This window comes from Novosphingobium sp. (assembly GCF_040079535.1).
Taxonomy (GTDB): Bacteria; Pseudomonadota; Alphaproteobacteria; order Sphingomonadales; family Sphingomonadaceae; genus Novosphingobium.
Map to the genome: position 1 here is coordinate 44,057 of NZ_JBEBKB010000004.1, position 13,864 is coordinate 57,920.

Here is a 13,864-nt window from a genome sequence, read left to right on the forward strand (position 1 = left end):
TTCAGCCTTTCTCTGCCCGGCTTTCATACTGGTAATAGTGATAGCCGTAGTATTCCGAGTAGCGGTTGCCGGATTTGAGCGGATCGAACTTGGTCAGCAGTGCTCCAAGAATGACCGGACGCATCGCCCGCAGTCGGCGCAGCGCGGTCTTCAGCGCGCCGCGCCGGCTTCGATCGGCTTCGACCACGAACACCACGCCATCGGCCAGCGCAGCCAGCATCGGCGCATCGGCCAGGCCCAGGATCGGCGGACTATCGACCACTATCACATCAAACTGGCCAGCTGCTTCTTGCAGGATTTCCTCAATCCGGGCGGTCGATAACAGCTCGGTCGGGCTGGGGGGAACCGGCCCGGCGATCAGCACCGCAAGCTTCGACCCTTCGGCCTTGACGAGCGCCGACGACAGAGGATCATGCGAGGTCAGCAGCGTGGAAAGGCCGTGCTCTCCAATCAGGCCAAGGCGGCGGTGCAGCGATGGGCGGCGCATATCGGCATCGACCAACAGCACGCTTTTGCCCATCCGGGCAAAGCCTTGCGCGATTGCGATCGCAGTCGTTGTCTTGCCTTCAGCGGCCTGGGCAGAGGTGACCAGCATGATTTGCGGCAAGCCTTCTGGCGTCGAATACATCAACGACCCACGCAGCGAATTGTAGGCCTCTGAGACCGGCGATTTGGGGTCACGCATCGCGTTATCGGGATCATCATCGCGGGTTTGCGGAACAACTCCCAACAGCGCCAGGTTAAGCTTTGCCTCGATATCTTCAGGAACGCGGATCGCGTCGTCAAACTGATCCTTGAAGAACACCACCAGTGCGGCCAGGCCCAGCCCGATCACCAGCCCGGCCAGAAGATTGTTGAACAAATTGGGCGAGCTTGGGCCGCGCGGCACTTCGGCGGCGTCGATCATCGAAACGTTGCTGAGGCTGACCCCGGCAATGGCGTTGAGGGTCTTGAAGCGTTCGAGCAGCCCATCGTACAGTTGGCGGTTGGTATCGACTTCGCGCGAGAGCAAGTTGTACTGCACCGAACGGTCCTGTTCGGACATGGTTTCGCCCTTGAGCCGGCTAACCTGAGCCTGCAGCTGGCGCTCGGTTGCCAGCGCAGCATCGTATTCAGAACGGACCGAAGCGCGGACATTGTTGGCCGCTACTTGCAGTTGGCGATTGATCACATCGAGCTGCGATTGTTTGGCCCGGACGCTGGGATAGTCTTCAAGATGGCGCGAGCGATCCTGGGCCAGATCGGCCTCTACCGATGCCTTCTGGTTGAGCAGCGAAACCACCGTCGGGTTTGCAAGCACAGCCGGGGCTGACATCAGCGATCCGCCCGAAACGGCGCGCCAGCGGCCTTCGGCCTGGATCCTGGCCGCCGTGGCTTCATTGGCAGCATTGTTGAGCTGCTGCAGACTGGCCCCGATCACCGATCCATTGCCGCCTGATTTGCCATCCGGGCCTTCACTGGTGGCGATCCGGATGATCCCGGCGGAACGGGCATAGTCGTTGAGGTCGCGCTCGCTTTTTTCAAGCTTGGTCTTGGCCTCTGTCAGCTGCTCACCCAGAAAGTTGCGGGCATAAGCCGACGAATCAAATTTGCGATCCAGGTTCGAATCGATGAATTCGCTGGCATAGGCGTTGGCCACTTGTGCACTGAAGGCGGGATTGGTTGAATTGTAGCTGATCTTCACGATCCGCGAATCGCGCGGGAGTTTTACCGAAAGGTGACCCGCCAAAAGCCCGGCTGCCTGCATTTTCAGGTTTTCTGCCGATGTGCCGGCTGCTGGTGGCTGCAGGCCCTGGGCCTGATACAGCACCGGATTGCCAAGCAGGCTCAGCTTTTGCGCCACCCGAAGTGCCATTCCACGGCTGGAGATAATTTCGGTTTGGGTTTTCAGAAACCGGTCAATGTCCCATCCGGCTTCGTTCATTTCGTCTGGCTGGTCTTCCTTGGAACCCAGAACCCGTCCGCTTGAATCGTTGATCTGGATCGAAACCACCGCATCATACCGCTTGGTCTGCATCCATGTGGCAACCAGTGCGACTGCCAGTGCCGCTGCGACGATCGCCGCGATCAACCACAGATTGGCGCGGATTGCCGCCACGATATAGCGAAAATCGAAGGCCGAACGCGCCTGACCCAGCCGTTCGACTTCATCATGCAGATCATGATCGCCGAGGCCGTGGGAAGCGCGATGCGGGGCAGGGAGCGTGGTGGACAAGGACAGTTCCTAGCGGAAAATGTAGAACAGGTTGAAGACCGGGGCGGCCTGCAGGAATTGCCGCCAGGCATCCTTCAGCGCCGAACGGCCCACCACGATGGTATCACCAGCCAGCACCGCCGGATCAGGGGCGCGGCCTTTGCGAATATCGTCAAGATTGAAGCGCGCACCCAGCCGCTGGCCGCTGACCACCCGAAAGATCATCACTTCGTCAAGCTTCGCGCTGTCGGTCGGGCTTTTGGCCTGGGCGATCGCGCTAAGCAGCGTGGTATTGGGCAGGGCTTCGAACACACCGGGTTCGCGCACATCGCCTTCAACCGTGTAATTGGTGCGTTTGCGGTCGGTGACAATAACGGCAACCTGCGGATCGCGGATATACCGCGCGCCGAGCCGGCGGGTCAGATCATCGCGCAATTCCCCGGGATGCCGCCCGGCGGCGATCACTTCGCCGGCCAGGGGAACCTGAATGTTCCCTCGTGAATCAACTACGTAGGCATCCGAAGTAAGCTCCGGCTCGCCCAGGACCCGGACCGAAAGCCGGTCTCCAACGCGGATCACATCCTCATCGGGCCAGTTTTCAGTATTGGGGAAAACGGCATAGGCGGCCGGCCCCACAGGCAGCGGATTGGGCGATTGGCGCAGGCCGCAGCCGGCCAGAACCAGCACCGCCAGCATAATCGCAACCAGCCGAACTGGTTGGCGCATCGGCATCACTCATGATCCTTTTCGTTCGATCTGTCGAAGGCTGGAATTGGGTTGGCCAGCAGCATCGCAGCACACAGTGCGCCAATAGCCGCTAATGCCATGGATCGAAATGGATAATCAACCATCGAATGGAGCGCGAGCACGGCCAGCACGGTGCCTGCAAACATTGCCTCGGCCCGTGCAGACCGGTTGGCCCTGAGCCGGGCCTGCAAGGCCGCGCGGGCGATCAGCGCAATTACCGCCGCCCAGGCAATCAAGCCGAACAGTCCGGCTTCGACCGACAGCTCGACATATTCATTATGAGCCCGGTTGGGCATGGCCGGACGAACCACCTCAAGCCGCTCTTCCGCCACCAGCGCCGGCACGAAATTGCCCATGCCAACCCCCACTGGATAGTGTTTGCGCGCGGTGTAAAGTCCATCCTTCCACAGTTCGACCCGCAGTTCCTTGTCAAAGCTGAAGCGCTGGCCAATCCTGGCCATTGCCGGGTTGAGCTGAAGCAGTGCTACCAGCGCAATTGCCAGCACAGCGGCCAAAGCCAGGGCGCCCAGCGCAGTCTTGCGGCTAAGCTGCGGCATCCAGCTTTTCAGCAGCGCCAGCGCTGCCAGGATTGCCAGCGGCAACAGGCCAATCCCCATCCGCGATGTGGTGAAGAACACGCCGAACGAAAAAAGCGCGATGCCCAGCGCCGAAAGCCCCAGAACCGGCCCGGCACGGTTCGGCAGATATCCACGAATCGCCGCGATTCGGATGGCCAGAACCCAGCCGATCAATGCCGCCAGCAAGAGGTCGGCAGTTGCGTTGTGATTGGCTTGGAAGCCGCGCAGAGTTGGGGTGGTCACGCCGTAAAACTGCACCAGGCTATCGGGGCTGGCGGTCAGCTGGATGGTCCCCACGGTCAGGCTGGCAAGGCCTGCAAGCACCACGGCCAGCGCCAGCACCAGCCGGGTTCGCAGCGGCAAGGTTGAAACCACCACCAGCAGCACCAGCGGCGGCAGCAGTGAAAGCAGCGAAGCCAAGGTCCGGTCAGCCGCCATGGTCAAAGGACGCCAGGTATCCTGCCGGCCGATCAGCGAAAGCGCTTCAATCTCTGCTTCGCGGCCCGGCAGGGCGTGCCACAGGGCGGGCGGCAGCGGCACCAGTTGAACGATCGGGACCGCCGCTGCGAACAGACAAACCAGCCATGCCGCACCCGGCACCTTGCGCCATGCATCGCGCGTGGCGGGCAGCAAAAACCAGGCCGCGGCGACCGCCAGCGCCAGCCATTCAAGCAGCAGTTCGGGAAGCGGCGCAGGCGATCCCCCGCCGCCCAGCACCAGCGCGCAGGCCAGCAGCAGTCCGGCGCCGATCGCGCCTGACAGCGGCAGTGCCGGATCGGCCGCAATGTGAGGTGTCAAAACGGGCAAGTGCGACTCGCGAAATTACGGATGCCGGGGGAAGGGCACTCATGATACGCATTTGATCCGAGGGCAACCGGCGAATCTGGCGCAGGAAGCCTTCAGGCCTGTCACCAGGGATTGGCATGCAGCGGGTTGCTGTGTTCGGCTTTGACAGCAGCGCATCCGCGCGCGAAAAGCGGCCAATGACTGATGAAGAAGAAAAGCGGCTCCACCGCCGCCGGTTCTATCCTGCCGAACAGGAAGCCGAATTCGTCGAAGCGCACGTGGTTTCGACCCCGCAGACCCAGAGCGAGGCCTACAAGCTGGCCTACCGCGATACCGATTTTCTGCTGCGCGAGGAGCTGCGCCCGGTGCGCTTTCAGCTGGAATTGCTGAAGTGCGAAATGTTGCTGGAAGAGGCAAAGATCGGATCTACGCTGGTCTGCTATGGATCGGCCCGGATCCCCTCACCCGAGGAGGCCGCCGACCTGATCGCCAAGGCCGCGCCAGAAAAAAAGGCGGTGGCGCAAAGGCTCGCCGCCAAGGCCAAGTATTACGAGGAGGCCCGCAAGCTGGGTGAGATCGCCGCGAAATGCGCGATCATCGAGAAGGGCATGCGCCAGTTCGTGGTCTGCTCGGGCGGGGGACCATCGATCATGGAAGCGGCCAATCGCGGCGCTGCTGAAGCCGGGGCGGAAACCATCGGGCTCAACATCGTGCTGCCGCATGAACAGGCCCCCAACAAATATGTGACGCCCGATCTGGCGTTCCAGTTCCACTATTTCGCGCTGCGCAAGATGCACTTTCTGCTGCGCGCCCGCGCGGTGGCGGTGTTTCCGGGTGGATACGGCACGCTTGATGAATTCATGGAGCTTTTGACCCTGATCCAGACCGGCAAGATGAAACCGATCCCGATCCTGCTGTTTGGCCGGGAATTCTGGAACCGGGTGGTTAATTTTGAGGCGTTGGCCGATGAAGGCGTGATCAACCACGAGGATCTGAAACTGTTCGAATGGGTTGAGACGGCCGAGGAAGCCTGGGCGAAAGTGGTGGCGTTCTACGATTTGTAGTGGCCGGCCAGACTATTGGTTCAGCCCGATAGCCTGGCCAGCAACAACCCTGCCGCTAAAACCGGCCGATCGGAATATCCGCACCCACTTTGCAAGCCAGCATCGCCGCGCCGGTCTGGAGCAGGACTTCGCCGTCCTCAACCGATCCGGCCACACGGACCAGATCGCCTACGGTCAGGCGCCGTTCGCCGCCAAAATCATGCGCGGCGCGGGCCAGGCGGTTGACCTGCCCGGTGCTGAGGTGCCCGCGCAGAAATTCGGCCGCGCAGCCTGCCTGATTGGAATTGAGGCCATAACGCTCCAGCGCGTTGGAGATCTGATAACGATTGGCCATGCAGCCCGAAAGGGCCAGGGCAATCATGGGAACATATACGAACGGACGCATGGGCGACTCCGGCAAATTGGTTTACTTGAGGCCTGCCGTAGCCCGGCCTTGCTGAACCTTGGCTTGCCGATTGCACGGCGCAGCGCGCCGTGCGAACAGTTCGCCGAACGCAAGGGGGAACAATGCCGGACAGCCAAACAGGCCTGACGCGCAGCCAGACTGGGGCCTTTGCGCTTGTGGTGCTGGCCGCGCTGGTGCTGCGCGCGCTGGCCTATGCCCCGTTCGATATCAGCCACGCCGATGAGATCATGCAATACCTTGAACAGGCCAAGCGGATCGCAACCGGCGCCGGGATTGTTCCATGGGAATACCGTTTCGGAGCCAGGAACAGCCTGATCCCGCAGCTTTTGGCGCTGCCGTATTGGCTGGGGCATGCGCTTGCACCCGGCTCATTGGCGGGGATGCATGCCGCGCGGATCACGGGAATCGCGCTGACGTTGCTGGTGCTGCCAGCGGCCTGGCGGCTGGGCGCGCTTACTTCGGCGGCACATGGTCTCGCGGCGCTGTTTGTCGCGGCAGTGTGGTATGAAAGCGTGCTGTTCTCAACCCTGCTGCTGTCAGAGGTTATTGCCGCCGGGCCGCTGCTGCTGGGTGCTGCGCTGATGCTTGGGCCGGGCCGCAGTGCCAAGGCGCTGCGCTGGGCCGGGCTGGCGCTGGGCCTGGGGGTGGTGCTGCGGTTGCAATATGCACCCTTCGCCGCCGTGCTGGCCATCGCCTGCCTGAAGCTTGATCGGCGGGCCTGGTGGCTGCTGATCCAAGGCGGATTGTGCGCTTTGGCGCTCTGTGCGCTAAGCGATCTGATCGCCGGGCAAGTGCCGCTGCGCTGGATCTGGATCAACTTTCAATTCAATATGATCGAAGGCCGCGCGGCGCGCTTTGGCCGCGAACCGGCACTGGCCTATCTTGGCATGCTGCTGGTGCATCTGGGCCCGCTGGCGGTGTTCATTGCGGCCGGAGCGGTTTTCTCTCCCGGGCGCTATCGCCCGCTAGTCTATGCGCTGGCGGTCAATTTGCTGTTCCACAGCATGATCGCGCACAAGGAATACCGCTTCATCTGGATCAGCGTGCTCGCGGCGCTGATCCTTGCTGCCATAACATCGGTCAATTTGGCACGGCGTTCGGCGGCGGCGCGCGGGATGCGGCTGGGCTGGGGCGGGATGGTCGTTCTCGCCGTAGTCTGGCTGATCGTTGGCCTTTCCGCGAATGCCCGTTCGGGCGGGGCATATTCATTGCGCGGCGGCGCACCGATACCGCTGGCCGCACAGGCCGGGGTTGGGCAAGGCAAGGCCTGCGGGATCGCGCTGCCCGATCAGTGGCGCGCGCATCTGGTGCCTGCGCTGCTTCCGCGCGAGGTGCCGCTTTATGTTGCGCCAGAAGCAGTGAAGGCCGCGATCGAGCCGCTGCCGCCGGGCATTGCCGCATCCGCCAATGTGCTGGTATTCCCCGATCTTCCGCGCGGGACTACGGGGTATGTCGAACAAGGCTGCTATACCAACGGCGTGATCCGGGCCTGCACCTATGTCAGGCCGGGCGCTTGTAGTGCCGATCCGTACTGGACCTATCAGGCCGTCCTGGAGCGCGAAACGCTCTAACGCACCAAATGCGCATGGGCGATTGCCACCGCCAGCGCATCGGCGGCATCGGCCCCGGCCAGCTTGACGCCGGGCAGCAGCACCCCCAGCATCGCCTGGATCTGCGCTTTTTCTGCCCCGCCGGTGCCCACAATCGCCTTCTTGACCAGCCGCGTGGCATATTCTGCCACTGGCAGGCCGGCACGCGCCGCCGCCAGCAGGCAAACTCCGCGGGCCTGCCCCAGCTTTAGCGTCGATTGCGGGTTCTTGTTGACGAACACTTCTTCCACCGCGGCGCAATCAGGCCGGTGCCGAGCGATCACATCGGCCAGTTCGGCATCAAGCGCAACCAGCCGCTCTGGCAACGACTGTTTGGGGTCGGTCTTGACCTGACCATTGGCAATATGGCTCAGCCGGTTGCCTTGCTTGGCCACAATCCCCCAGCCGGTGCAAGTCAGCGAAGGATCAATACCCAGGATCAGCATGTCAGACCCGGATCCCCAGCCTGGGCCCGAAATGGGTCATCAGCAGATACAGCGCGATTGTCAGCGCACAACCGGCGAGCAGTGCCAGCCAAAACCCGTAACCTTGCCGCAGCATCCACGGCAACAAGAGGAACATCGGCAGGCTGGGGAGCACGTACCAAAAGGTCGCTTCGGCATGGACGGCCATGTTCTCGGGATCGGGTCTGGTGTTCCACAGCAGGATCATACCCAGCACGGAAACCAGCGGCAGCGAAGCAATTAGCGCGGCGAATGTGGGCAATCGCTTGCCGATTTCGGCAATGGCCACGATCAGCGCGCCAGAAAGCAGCGCTTTCGCGGCCAATTGCAGCATCAGCCCAGCTTTTCCATCACTTCGTCGGAGATTTCATAGTTGCCCCAGACGGTCTGGACGTCGTCATCATCGTCAAGCACATCGATCAGCTTGAGCAGGGTGGCGGCTTCGCTTTCGCCAACTTCGGCCTTTAGGCTGGGCTTCCACGCCAGCTTGACGCCGACGGCCTCACCCAGAGCTTTTTCCAGTTCGCGTGCGACGGGGTGGAGGTTTTCAACCGCGACCCAGATCGCGTGGCCGTCTTCATCGCTTTCAACGTCATCGGCCCCGGCCTCAAGCGCGGCTTCAAAGACCGTGTCGGCATTGCCGACGCTGCCGGGATATTCGATCAGCCCAAGCCGTTCGAACCCGTGGCTCACCGCGCCCGAGGCACCCAGATTTCCGCCGTTCTTGGCAAAGGCAGTGCGGACATTGGTAGCGGTGCGGTTGCGGTTGTCGGTCAGGGCCTCAACGATCAGGGCAACTCCGCCCGGGCCGTAACCTTCATAGCGCACTTCTTCGTAGTTATCGCCGTCGCCTTTGCTGGCCTTGTCGATCGCACGCTGGATATTGTCCTTCGGAACCGATTGGGCCTTGGCTGCATTAACCGCAGCGCGCAGCCGCGGGTTAAAATCCGGATCGGGCATGCCCATCTTGGCCGCAACGGTAATTTCGCGGGAAAGCTTGGAAAACAGCCCCGCGCGTTTTTTGTCCTGGGCACCTTTGCGGTGCATGATGTTCTTGAATTTGGAATGGCCGGCCATGGGAACCTGTTGCAGCTGAAGTTTTTTGGTTGCTGCGGCCCTTACACCGGGCAATGCGGACGAAGCAACCATGCCGAAAGTTTGGTAGTGTCTCAGTTTGAATTTTCATCGCCGCGCTTCTTGTAAGGCCCGCGAGCCTTGGGAGCCGGTGCCAGCTCGTCAATCTTGGCAATCACATCCTCAAGCGACCACAGCCGATCAGTGATGCCCGCTGCCATAGCAGGTGACATGCGCAGCGTCTTGTGAATGCGGGTGAAGTTGTAGAACACAAAATAAAGCGCCAGCGCGTGAATATGGTTGTCCAGCTTCTTGGAGAAGCCGTTGGTCAGCCGGGTGAATCGACGCATGGACATACGCATGGTGAGGTTCTGGCGCTCGACATAGCTTGTCGAAACGTGGGCAATGTCTGGATTGCCTTCCCGGCGAATTCTCTTGATGCCAGTGCATTCTGCCGGGCTGTAGCGGCCCGGTGCAGTGATCGTGGGGCCGTAGAGCTTCACAAGCTGGGCAAAGTCCACATCACTGCCGAACGCGCCTTCCACGGCCTCAAGGTAGGCCTTGTGACCATCGGTTGTAAGCTGGACGCGGTTGGCAAGGCGGGCCTGTAGATCGTCCATCAGCACCATTGCGCTTTCGCCCGAACGGTCACCGACAAAGTAGGACACGATCAGCTTGGTATCGGCGTCAATCGCGGTCCATGTCCAAACGTCGCCAGCGCCTTCCGGTGCGGCCTTGGCCGTAGCCACGTTCTTTGCTTTGGCATGGCAGAACGACCAGATTTCATCGCACTGGATGCGGCTCGCTTTGACGTTGCGCACGGTTTCGTCATGCAGGATCAGGCAGGCCTCGCCAGCTTCAACAAGCAGCTTGGAAACCGTGTTGATCGACACATCAGCAACGCGGCTGATCGAGCGCATGGATGAACCCTCGCACAGCATGGCGAGGATTTGGACGCGCTTGGAGAGGGGCAATTTATTCATGTGCATTATATAAATTGACAACAACGTGAAGTCAATTTATATTTATACAAACGACGAAAGGTTTTTATATATGCCCCTCTATCAGGTTCCCGTTCTCACGCCAGATGACATCGCAGTAGTCGAAATGATAAACGATCTCCGTCAGAGACTTAGGCACTACATTCAAAGTAACCCACAGCGTTGGAGCGGGATGCTTCGTCGCAGCACAATGGCGCGCGCCATCCAAGGTTCAAACAGCATCGAAGGTTACCATGCTACAATGGACGATGCGATTGCGGCAGTAGATGATGAGGAGCCGATGGATGCTAACGAGGAAACTTGGCGTGAAATAATCGGATATCGTAACGCAATGACCTATATCCTTCAGCTATCTGAGGACGGTCAATTTGAATACCATCCGCAGTTGATTCGAAGCCTGCATTTCATGATGCTTCAGCACAGCTTGAAAAAGATGCCAGGCCGATGGCGACCGGGGGACATTTATGTCGTGAATGAAGCGACAGAGGAGCGGGTATATGAAGGTCCTGATGCTCTAGCGGTTCCAAGGCTTATTGATGAATTGATGGACTATCTAAATGCCTCAACCGACTGCCCCGTGGTCGTGAAGGCGGCAATGGCTCACCTTAATTTCACCATGATCCATCCTTTCAAAGATGGGAACGGACGCATGGCCCGAGCCTTGCAAACTCTGGTTCTCTCTCGGGATGGCATAATAAGTCCAATCTTCTCATCTATCGAAGAATGGCTCGGGCGTAACACACCGGCATACTATGAGATTCTGGCTCAAGTCGGAAAGGGCGCATGGCATCCTGAAAATGATGCCCTTGCTTGGGTCCAGTTTTGCCTGCGCGCACATTTTCAACAGGCTCAAACCATTGAAAAGAGAAATGAATGGTTTGGGAAGATTTACAATGAAATAAGCCGGATTGCGACTGTCAATCACCTCAATGAAAGGATGAATATCGCCCTTATGGATGGAGCGCTCGGCCATCGGGTGCGCGCAGGGCAATATCGTGTCGAGAACGAACTGTCTGACGTAGTGGCAAGCCGCGACCTTAAAAAACTATGCGACGCAGAATTGCTCATACCTCATGGCGAACGGCGTGGTCGTTTTTACACCGGGTCGAAGAGCCTCCAAGAAATCGCTCAAAGAACAAAAATCAGCGGTCGTGCGGACGATCCTTACGAACTGCTCCGCGAACGGCAGGAGGGTGAGGCTTCGCCTCAACTTCCTCTGTAATCTCGCCAGTGGCGATCTTGCCGATCATCACGGCAAGGCCGATAGCGTCGGCTGGGCGCTTCTCTCCGCGTGGGCCTTTAGGCATCAGGCCGCCCCCAAGTGTTTTGCCAGTTCAACGGCCGCTTGCAAATCATCTGATCTCATATCGAGGTTCACCGGTGCCGATCCACCACGCATTAGGCCGCCTAGATTCCAAGCCTCCCGCGTTTTGCCTTTGCCGGGAGTCGTGATATCTCCGATCAAGCAATCGTGCGATGTGGGATCAATGCCGATGATCTCCACTGGATACGAGCCGACAGACTGAGTGCTGACGGGTTCGATTAGGATCGCTGCCATATTACCTCCATGCTTTGCGCTAAGCATATAGGCGCTGCGGCTGGAATGCGATAGCCGATCCATCAAAATTCAAACTGAGACACTACCGAAAGTTTTGCAAGGTATGACCCCCATCATGACTGATACCGATTTGACGCCGCGCACTGTGTTGAAAGACTTTACCGGATTTCTGCGCCGCCCGCAGGTTATGGCTGGCGGCGGTTTGCGCAGCACTGGCAATTGGCGGCGTTGGACCTGGCTTACGGCGCTGATGGTGGCCGTTCTGCTGGGCGCGATCCTGCCGCTTTTGCGCCTGTGGCAATATGCCTTCAGCCTGCCTGATCCGGTCGCCTTTGAACAATTCCCCAAGGAATGGCTGGTGCCGACCGTAGTGATTCTGGCCCCCGTGAGCGAGGAGTTGCTGTTTCGCGGCTGGCAAAGCGGCAGCCGCACGGCGCTGTGGCTGCTGGTTTGCGCAGCTGCGGGGATCGGTGCTTTTGTGCTGGCGCTTTCACCGCAATGGGCGATGCAGGCGTTGGTCTTGCTGCTGGCGGCTGTGGCGGGGGCCTTGGCCGGTTGGCTGATCTTGCGCAAGAAGCCGGGCCCGCTGGGCTGGTTCGCGCGGTTCTATCCGGCCATTTTCTATTGCGCCGCAGCGCTGTTCGCACTGGTCCATCTGGGCAATTATGGCACCGCCAGCCTGATCGCGGTGCCGCTTGTTTTGCCCCAGTTCTGGGCCGGACTGGTGCTGGGCCATATACGCCAGCAAATCGGCCTATGGGCAGCAATTGCCGCGCATGCGGTGGCCAATGGCGTTACGATTGGACTGGCGCTGGCGTTTGGTTAGAGCAGCCTCTGCCACCAACCGACATCACGCCAACTGCCAAGCTTCCAGCCCACCTCACGGTAGACCCCCAGAGCCGTAAATCCCATGGCTTCGTGCAATGCGATGCTCCCAGGGTTGGGCAGGGCGATCCCGGCAAATGCGGCGTGGAACCTGCGATCCTTGAGCCAGGGCAACAAGCTGCCGTAAAGTGATCGCCCCAATCCCCGGCGCGCAAAGGCGGGGTCAATATAGACCGCGACATCGGCTGAAGAGGCATAGGCCTGGCGCGTCCGGTGGGGCGATCCATAGGCGTAGCCGGCTATCTGCCCGCCTACTTCCGCCACCACCCAGCCGTGGGTGGTGGCATACGATTCTATTCGCCCGGCCATTTCCGCAGGATCGGGCGCGGTTAGCTCAAAACTGGTCCAGCCATCAGTAACAAACGGAGCATAGATTTCGGCGCAGCGCGGTGCATCGGCGGCTGTAGCGGCGCGAATTTGACCCGCGCCGTGGGTCACACAAGCACGGCCGTGCCTGAAATGCTGACCATCAACATCGAACCGGCTTTGCCCAGAACTTCATAATCGATATCGACCCCGATCACCGCATTGGCCCCCATCGCTGCGGCCTTAGCCTGCATCTCGGCCATTGCCTCGTCACGGGCGCGGGCCAGAACTTCTTCGTACTTGCCAGAGCGGCCGCCGAAAAAGTCTGAGAACGAGGCAAAGATATCGCGCACCACATTGGCCCCTGCGATGACTTCGCCGGTGATAATGCCAAGATATTGCTGAACCGGACGCCCTTCAATCAGCGTAGTGGTGGTGACAATCATGGATGATCCTTTCGGTTGGGCTTGGCGTCACACACTAAGGCGATCGGGATCTGGATCAACCCAGTCCCAGTGCCGCTTTGTAGAGATCAAGGATTGCTTCCATTTCGGCGCGGTCGTCGGGCTTCATCTTGCGCAGGGCAACAACCTTGCGCATGATCTTGGCATCATAACCAACCGCCTTGGCTTCGGCATAGACGTCCTTGATATCATCACCGATGCCCTTTTTCTCTTCTTCGAGGCGTTCGACACGCTCGATCAAAAGGCGCAGGCGGTCGTCGGTGGCATCGGCCATGTGGGGTCACTCCGGTGAGATGAGAATCGGTTGCCCGCTCTTAGTGGGCGGGGGCGTTCAACTTCAAGCTCTCGGCCATACGATCAAGCTGTTCCTGGGTCGCTTCCCTGTGGAAACGTGCTTTCCATGTCGCGCTGGGCATCCCGTGGATCAGTTCGCGCGCGGCTTCTTTGTCAAACGGCGCACCGGCATCACGGATCCAGTCGGCCAGGCAATTGCGGCAGAACCCGGCCAGCCCCATCAGTTCGATGTTCTGGGCGTCATGGCGGTGGCGCAAATGCAGGACCAGGCGGCGAAACGCCGCCGCCGCGATGGCATCATCGAGCGATTCAAGCGGATCGCCAGCAGTCACATTCGTATTTTCAGAGCAACTCATCGGTGATTCCTTGGGTTTGTCATGCAACTTTGCCATAGAGCGTTTGCAGTTTCCACTGACGTGGAGATGCAACACCGGTCCGCTCCCCCGGACCGACC

17 protein-coding genes are annotated in these 13,864 nt (G+C 60.1%); 4 read left to right on the forward strand and 13 right to left on the reverse strand.

Annotation, left to right across the window (positions count from 1 at the left end):
• Position 1: 1 nt before the first annotated feature.
• From ABL914_RS02430 to ABL914_RS02440, 3 genes are read right to left on the reverse strand one after another with little or no spacing between them, the layout of a single operon-like run.
• Entirely contained in the window at positions 2-2,215 is a 2,214-nt protein-coding gene (locus ABL914_RS02430; protein ID WP_391561557.1) for a GumC family protein, read from the reverse strand.
• 9 nt (positions 2,216-2,224) lie between these two features.
• Positions 2,225-2,926, reverse strand: coding sequence for a polysaccharide biosynthesis/export family protein (locus ABL914_RS02435; RefSeq protein WP_391561558.1), 702 nt, complete (start codon positions 2,924-2,926; stop codon positions 2,225-2,227).
• Entirely contained in the window at positions 2,926-4,317 is a 1,392-nt protein-coding gene (locus ABL914_RS02440; protein WP_391561559.1) for an O-antigen ligase family protein, read from the reverse strand. Before ABL914_RS02440 ends, ABL914_RS02435 begins: the two co-directional genes overlap by 1 nt.
• A gap of 185 nt (positions 4,318-4,502) precedes the next feature.
• Between ABL914_RS02440 and ABL914_RS02445 the strand changes: the two genes are divergently transcribed.
• On the forward strand, positions 4,503-5,369 hold the full coding sequence (locus ABL914_RS02445) for a TIGR00730 family Rossman fold protein (protein WP_391561560.1): 867 nt from the start codon (positions 4,503-4,505) through the stop codon (positions 5,367-5,369).
• Positions 5,370-5,424: 55 nt separating this feature from the next.
• On the opposite strand, the gene ABL914_RS02450 is transcribed toward ABL914_RS02445, so the two are convergent.
• Positions 5,425-5,754 (reverse strand): hypothetical protein, encoded by a 330-nt coding sequence (locus ABL914_RS02450; RefSeq protein ID WP_391561561.1) that lies wholly within the window; start codon positions 5,752-5,754, stop codon positions 5,425-5,427.
• A 122-nt stretch (positions 5,755-5,876) separates the two neighbouring features.
• On the opposite strand from ABL914_RS02450, the gene ABL914_RS02455 reads away from it, so the two are divergent.
• Positions 5,877-7,346, forward strand: coding sequence for a hypothetical protein (locus ABL914_RS02455; RefSeq protein ID WP_391561562.1), 1,470 nt, complete (start codon positions 5,877-5,879; stop codon positions 7,344-7,346).
• Here ABL914_RS02455 and ruvC read toward each other — a convergent pair.
• The 4 genes from ruvC to ABL914_RS02475 form a co-directional block, all read right to left on the reverse strand.
• Positions 7,343-7,810: a crossover junction endodeoxyribonuclease RuvC gene (gene ruvC, locus ABL914_RS02460; protein WP_391561563.1), complete on the reverse strand. Its 468-nt coding sequence runs from the start codon at positions 7,808-7,810 to the stop codon at positions 7,343-7,345. The two genes, ABL914_RS02455 and ruvC, sit on opposite strands and share 4 nt — an antisense overlap.
• A 1-nt stretch (position 7,811) precedes the next feature.
• Positions 7,812-8,162 carry a DUF3147 family protein gene (locus ABL914_RS02465; protein ID WP_391561564.1) on the reverse strand — a complete coding sequence of 117 codons (351 nt, stop codon included), beginning with the start codon at positions 8,160-8,162 and terminating at the stop codon, positions 7,812-7,814.
• Complete coding sequence (locus ABL914_RS02470) at positions 8,162-8,905, reverse strand: YebC/PmpR family DNA-binding transcriptional regulator (RefSeq protein WP_391561621.1); 744 nt, start codon at positions 8,903-8,905, stop codon at positions 8,162-8,164. Before ABL914_RS02470 ends, ABL914_RS02465 begins: the two co-directional genes overlap by 1 nt.
• A gap of 92 nt (positions 8,906-8,997) precedes the next feature.
• Positions 8,998-9,885 (reverse strand): IS1 family transposase, encoded by an 888-nt coding sequence (locus tag ABL914_RS02475; protein ID WP_391561565.1) that lies wholly within the window; start codon positions 9,883-9,885, stop codon positions 8,998-9,000.
• A gap of 25 nt (positions 9,886-9,910) precedes the next feature.
• On the opposite strand from ABL914_RS02475, the gene ABL914_RS02480 reads away from it, so the two are divergent.
• Entirely contained in the window at positions 9,911-11,125 is a 1,215-nt protein-coding gene (locus ABL914_RS02480) for a Fic family protein (RefSeq protein ID WP_391561566.1), read from the forward strand.
• An 84-nt stretch (positions 11,126-11,209) separates the two neighbouring features.
• On the opposite strand, the gene ABL914_RS02485 is transcribed toward ABL914_RS02480, so the two are convergent.
• Positions 11,210-11,524: a hypothetical protein gene (locus tag ABL914_RS02485; RefSeq protein ID WP_391561567.1), complete on the reverse strand. Its 315-nt coding sequence runs from the start codon at positions 11,522-11,524 to the stop codon at positions 11,210-11,212.
• A gap of 52 nt (positions 11,525-11,576) precedes the next feature.
• Here ABL914_RS02485 and ABL914_RS02490 point away from each other — a divergent pair, with 52 nt between their 5' ends.
• The gene (locus ABL914_RS02490; RefSeq protein ID WP_391561568.1) at positions 11,577-12,287 is read left to right on the forward strand and encodes a type II CAAX prenyl endopeptidase Rce1 family protein; all 711 of its coding nucleotides are present in this window, start codon (positions 11,577-11,579) and stop codon (positions 12,285-12,287) included.
• On the opposite strand, the gene ABL914_RS02495 is transcribed toward ABL914_RS02490, so the two are convergent.
• From ABL914_RS02495 to ABL914_RS02510, 4 genes are read right to left on the reverse strand one after another with little or no spacing between them, the layout of a single operon-like run.
• Complete coding sequence (locus ABL914_RS02495; RefSeq protein ID WP_391561569.1) at positions 12,284-12,784, reverse strand: arsinothricin resistance N-acetyltransferase ArsN1 family B; 501 nt, start codon at positions 12,782-12,784, stop codon at positions 12,284-12,286. The genes ABL914_RS02490 and ABL914_RS02495 overlap by 4 nt on opposite strands.
• Positions 12,781-13,098 carry a heavy metal-binding domain-containing protein gene (locus ABL914_RS02500; protein ID WP_391561570.1) on the reverse strand — a complete coding sequence of 106 codons (318 nt, stop codon included), beginning with the start codon at positions 13,096-13,098 and terminating at the stop codon, positions 12,781-12,783. The genes ABL914_RS02495 and ABL914_RS02500 overlap by 4 nt, the downstream gene beginning before the upstream one ends.
• A gap of 55 nt (positions 13,099-13,153) precedes the next feature.
• Entirely contained in the window at positions 13,154-13,390 is a 237-nt protein-coding gene (locus ABL914_RS02505) for a DUF2312 domain-containing protein (RefSeq protein ID WP_391561571.1), read from the reverse strand.
• A gap of 40 nt (positions 13,391-13,430) precedes the next feature.
• Positions 13,431-13,766 carry a DUF1244 domain-containing protein gene (locus ABL914_RS02510; protein WP_391561622.1) on the reverse strand — a complete coding sequence of 112 codons (336 nt, stop codon included), beginning with the start codon at positions 13,764-13,766 and terminating at the stop codon, positions 13,431-13,433.
• Positions 13,767-13,864: the final 98 nt, after the last annotated feature.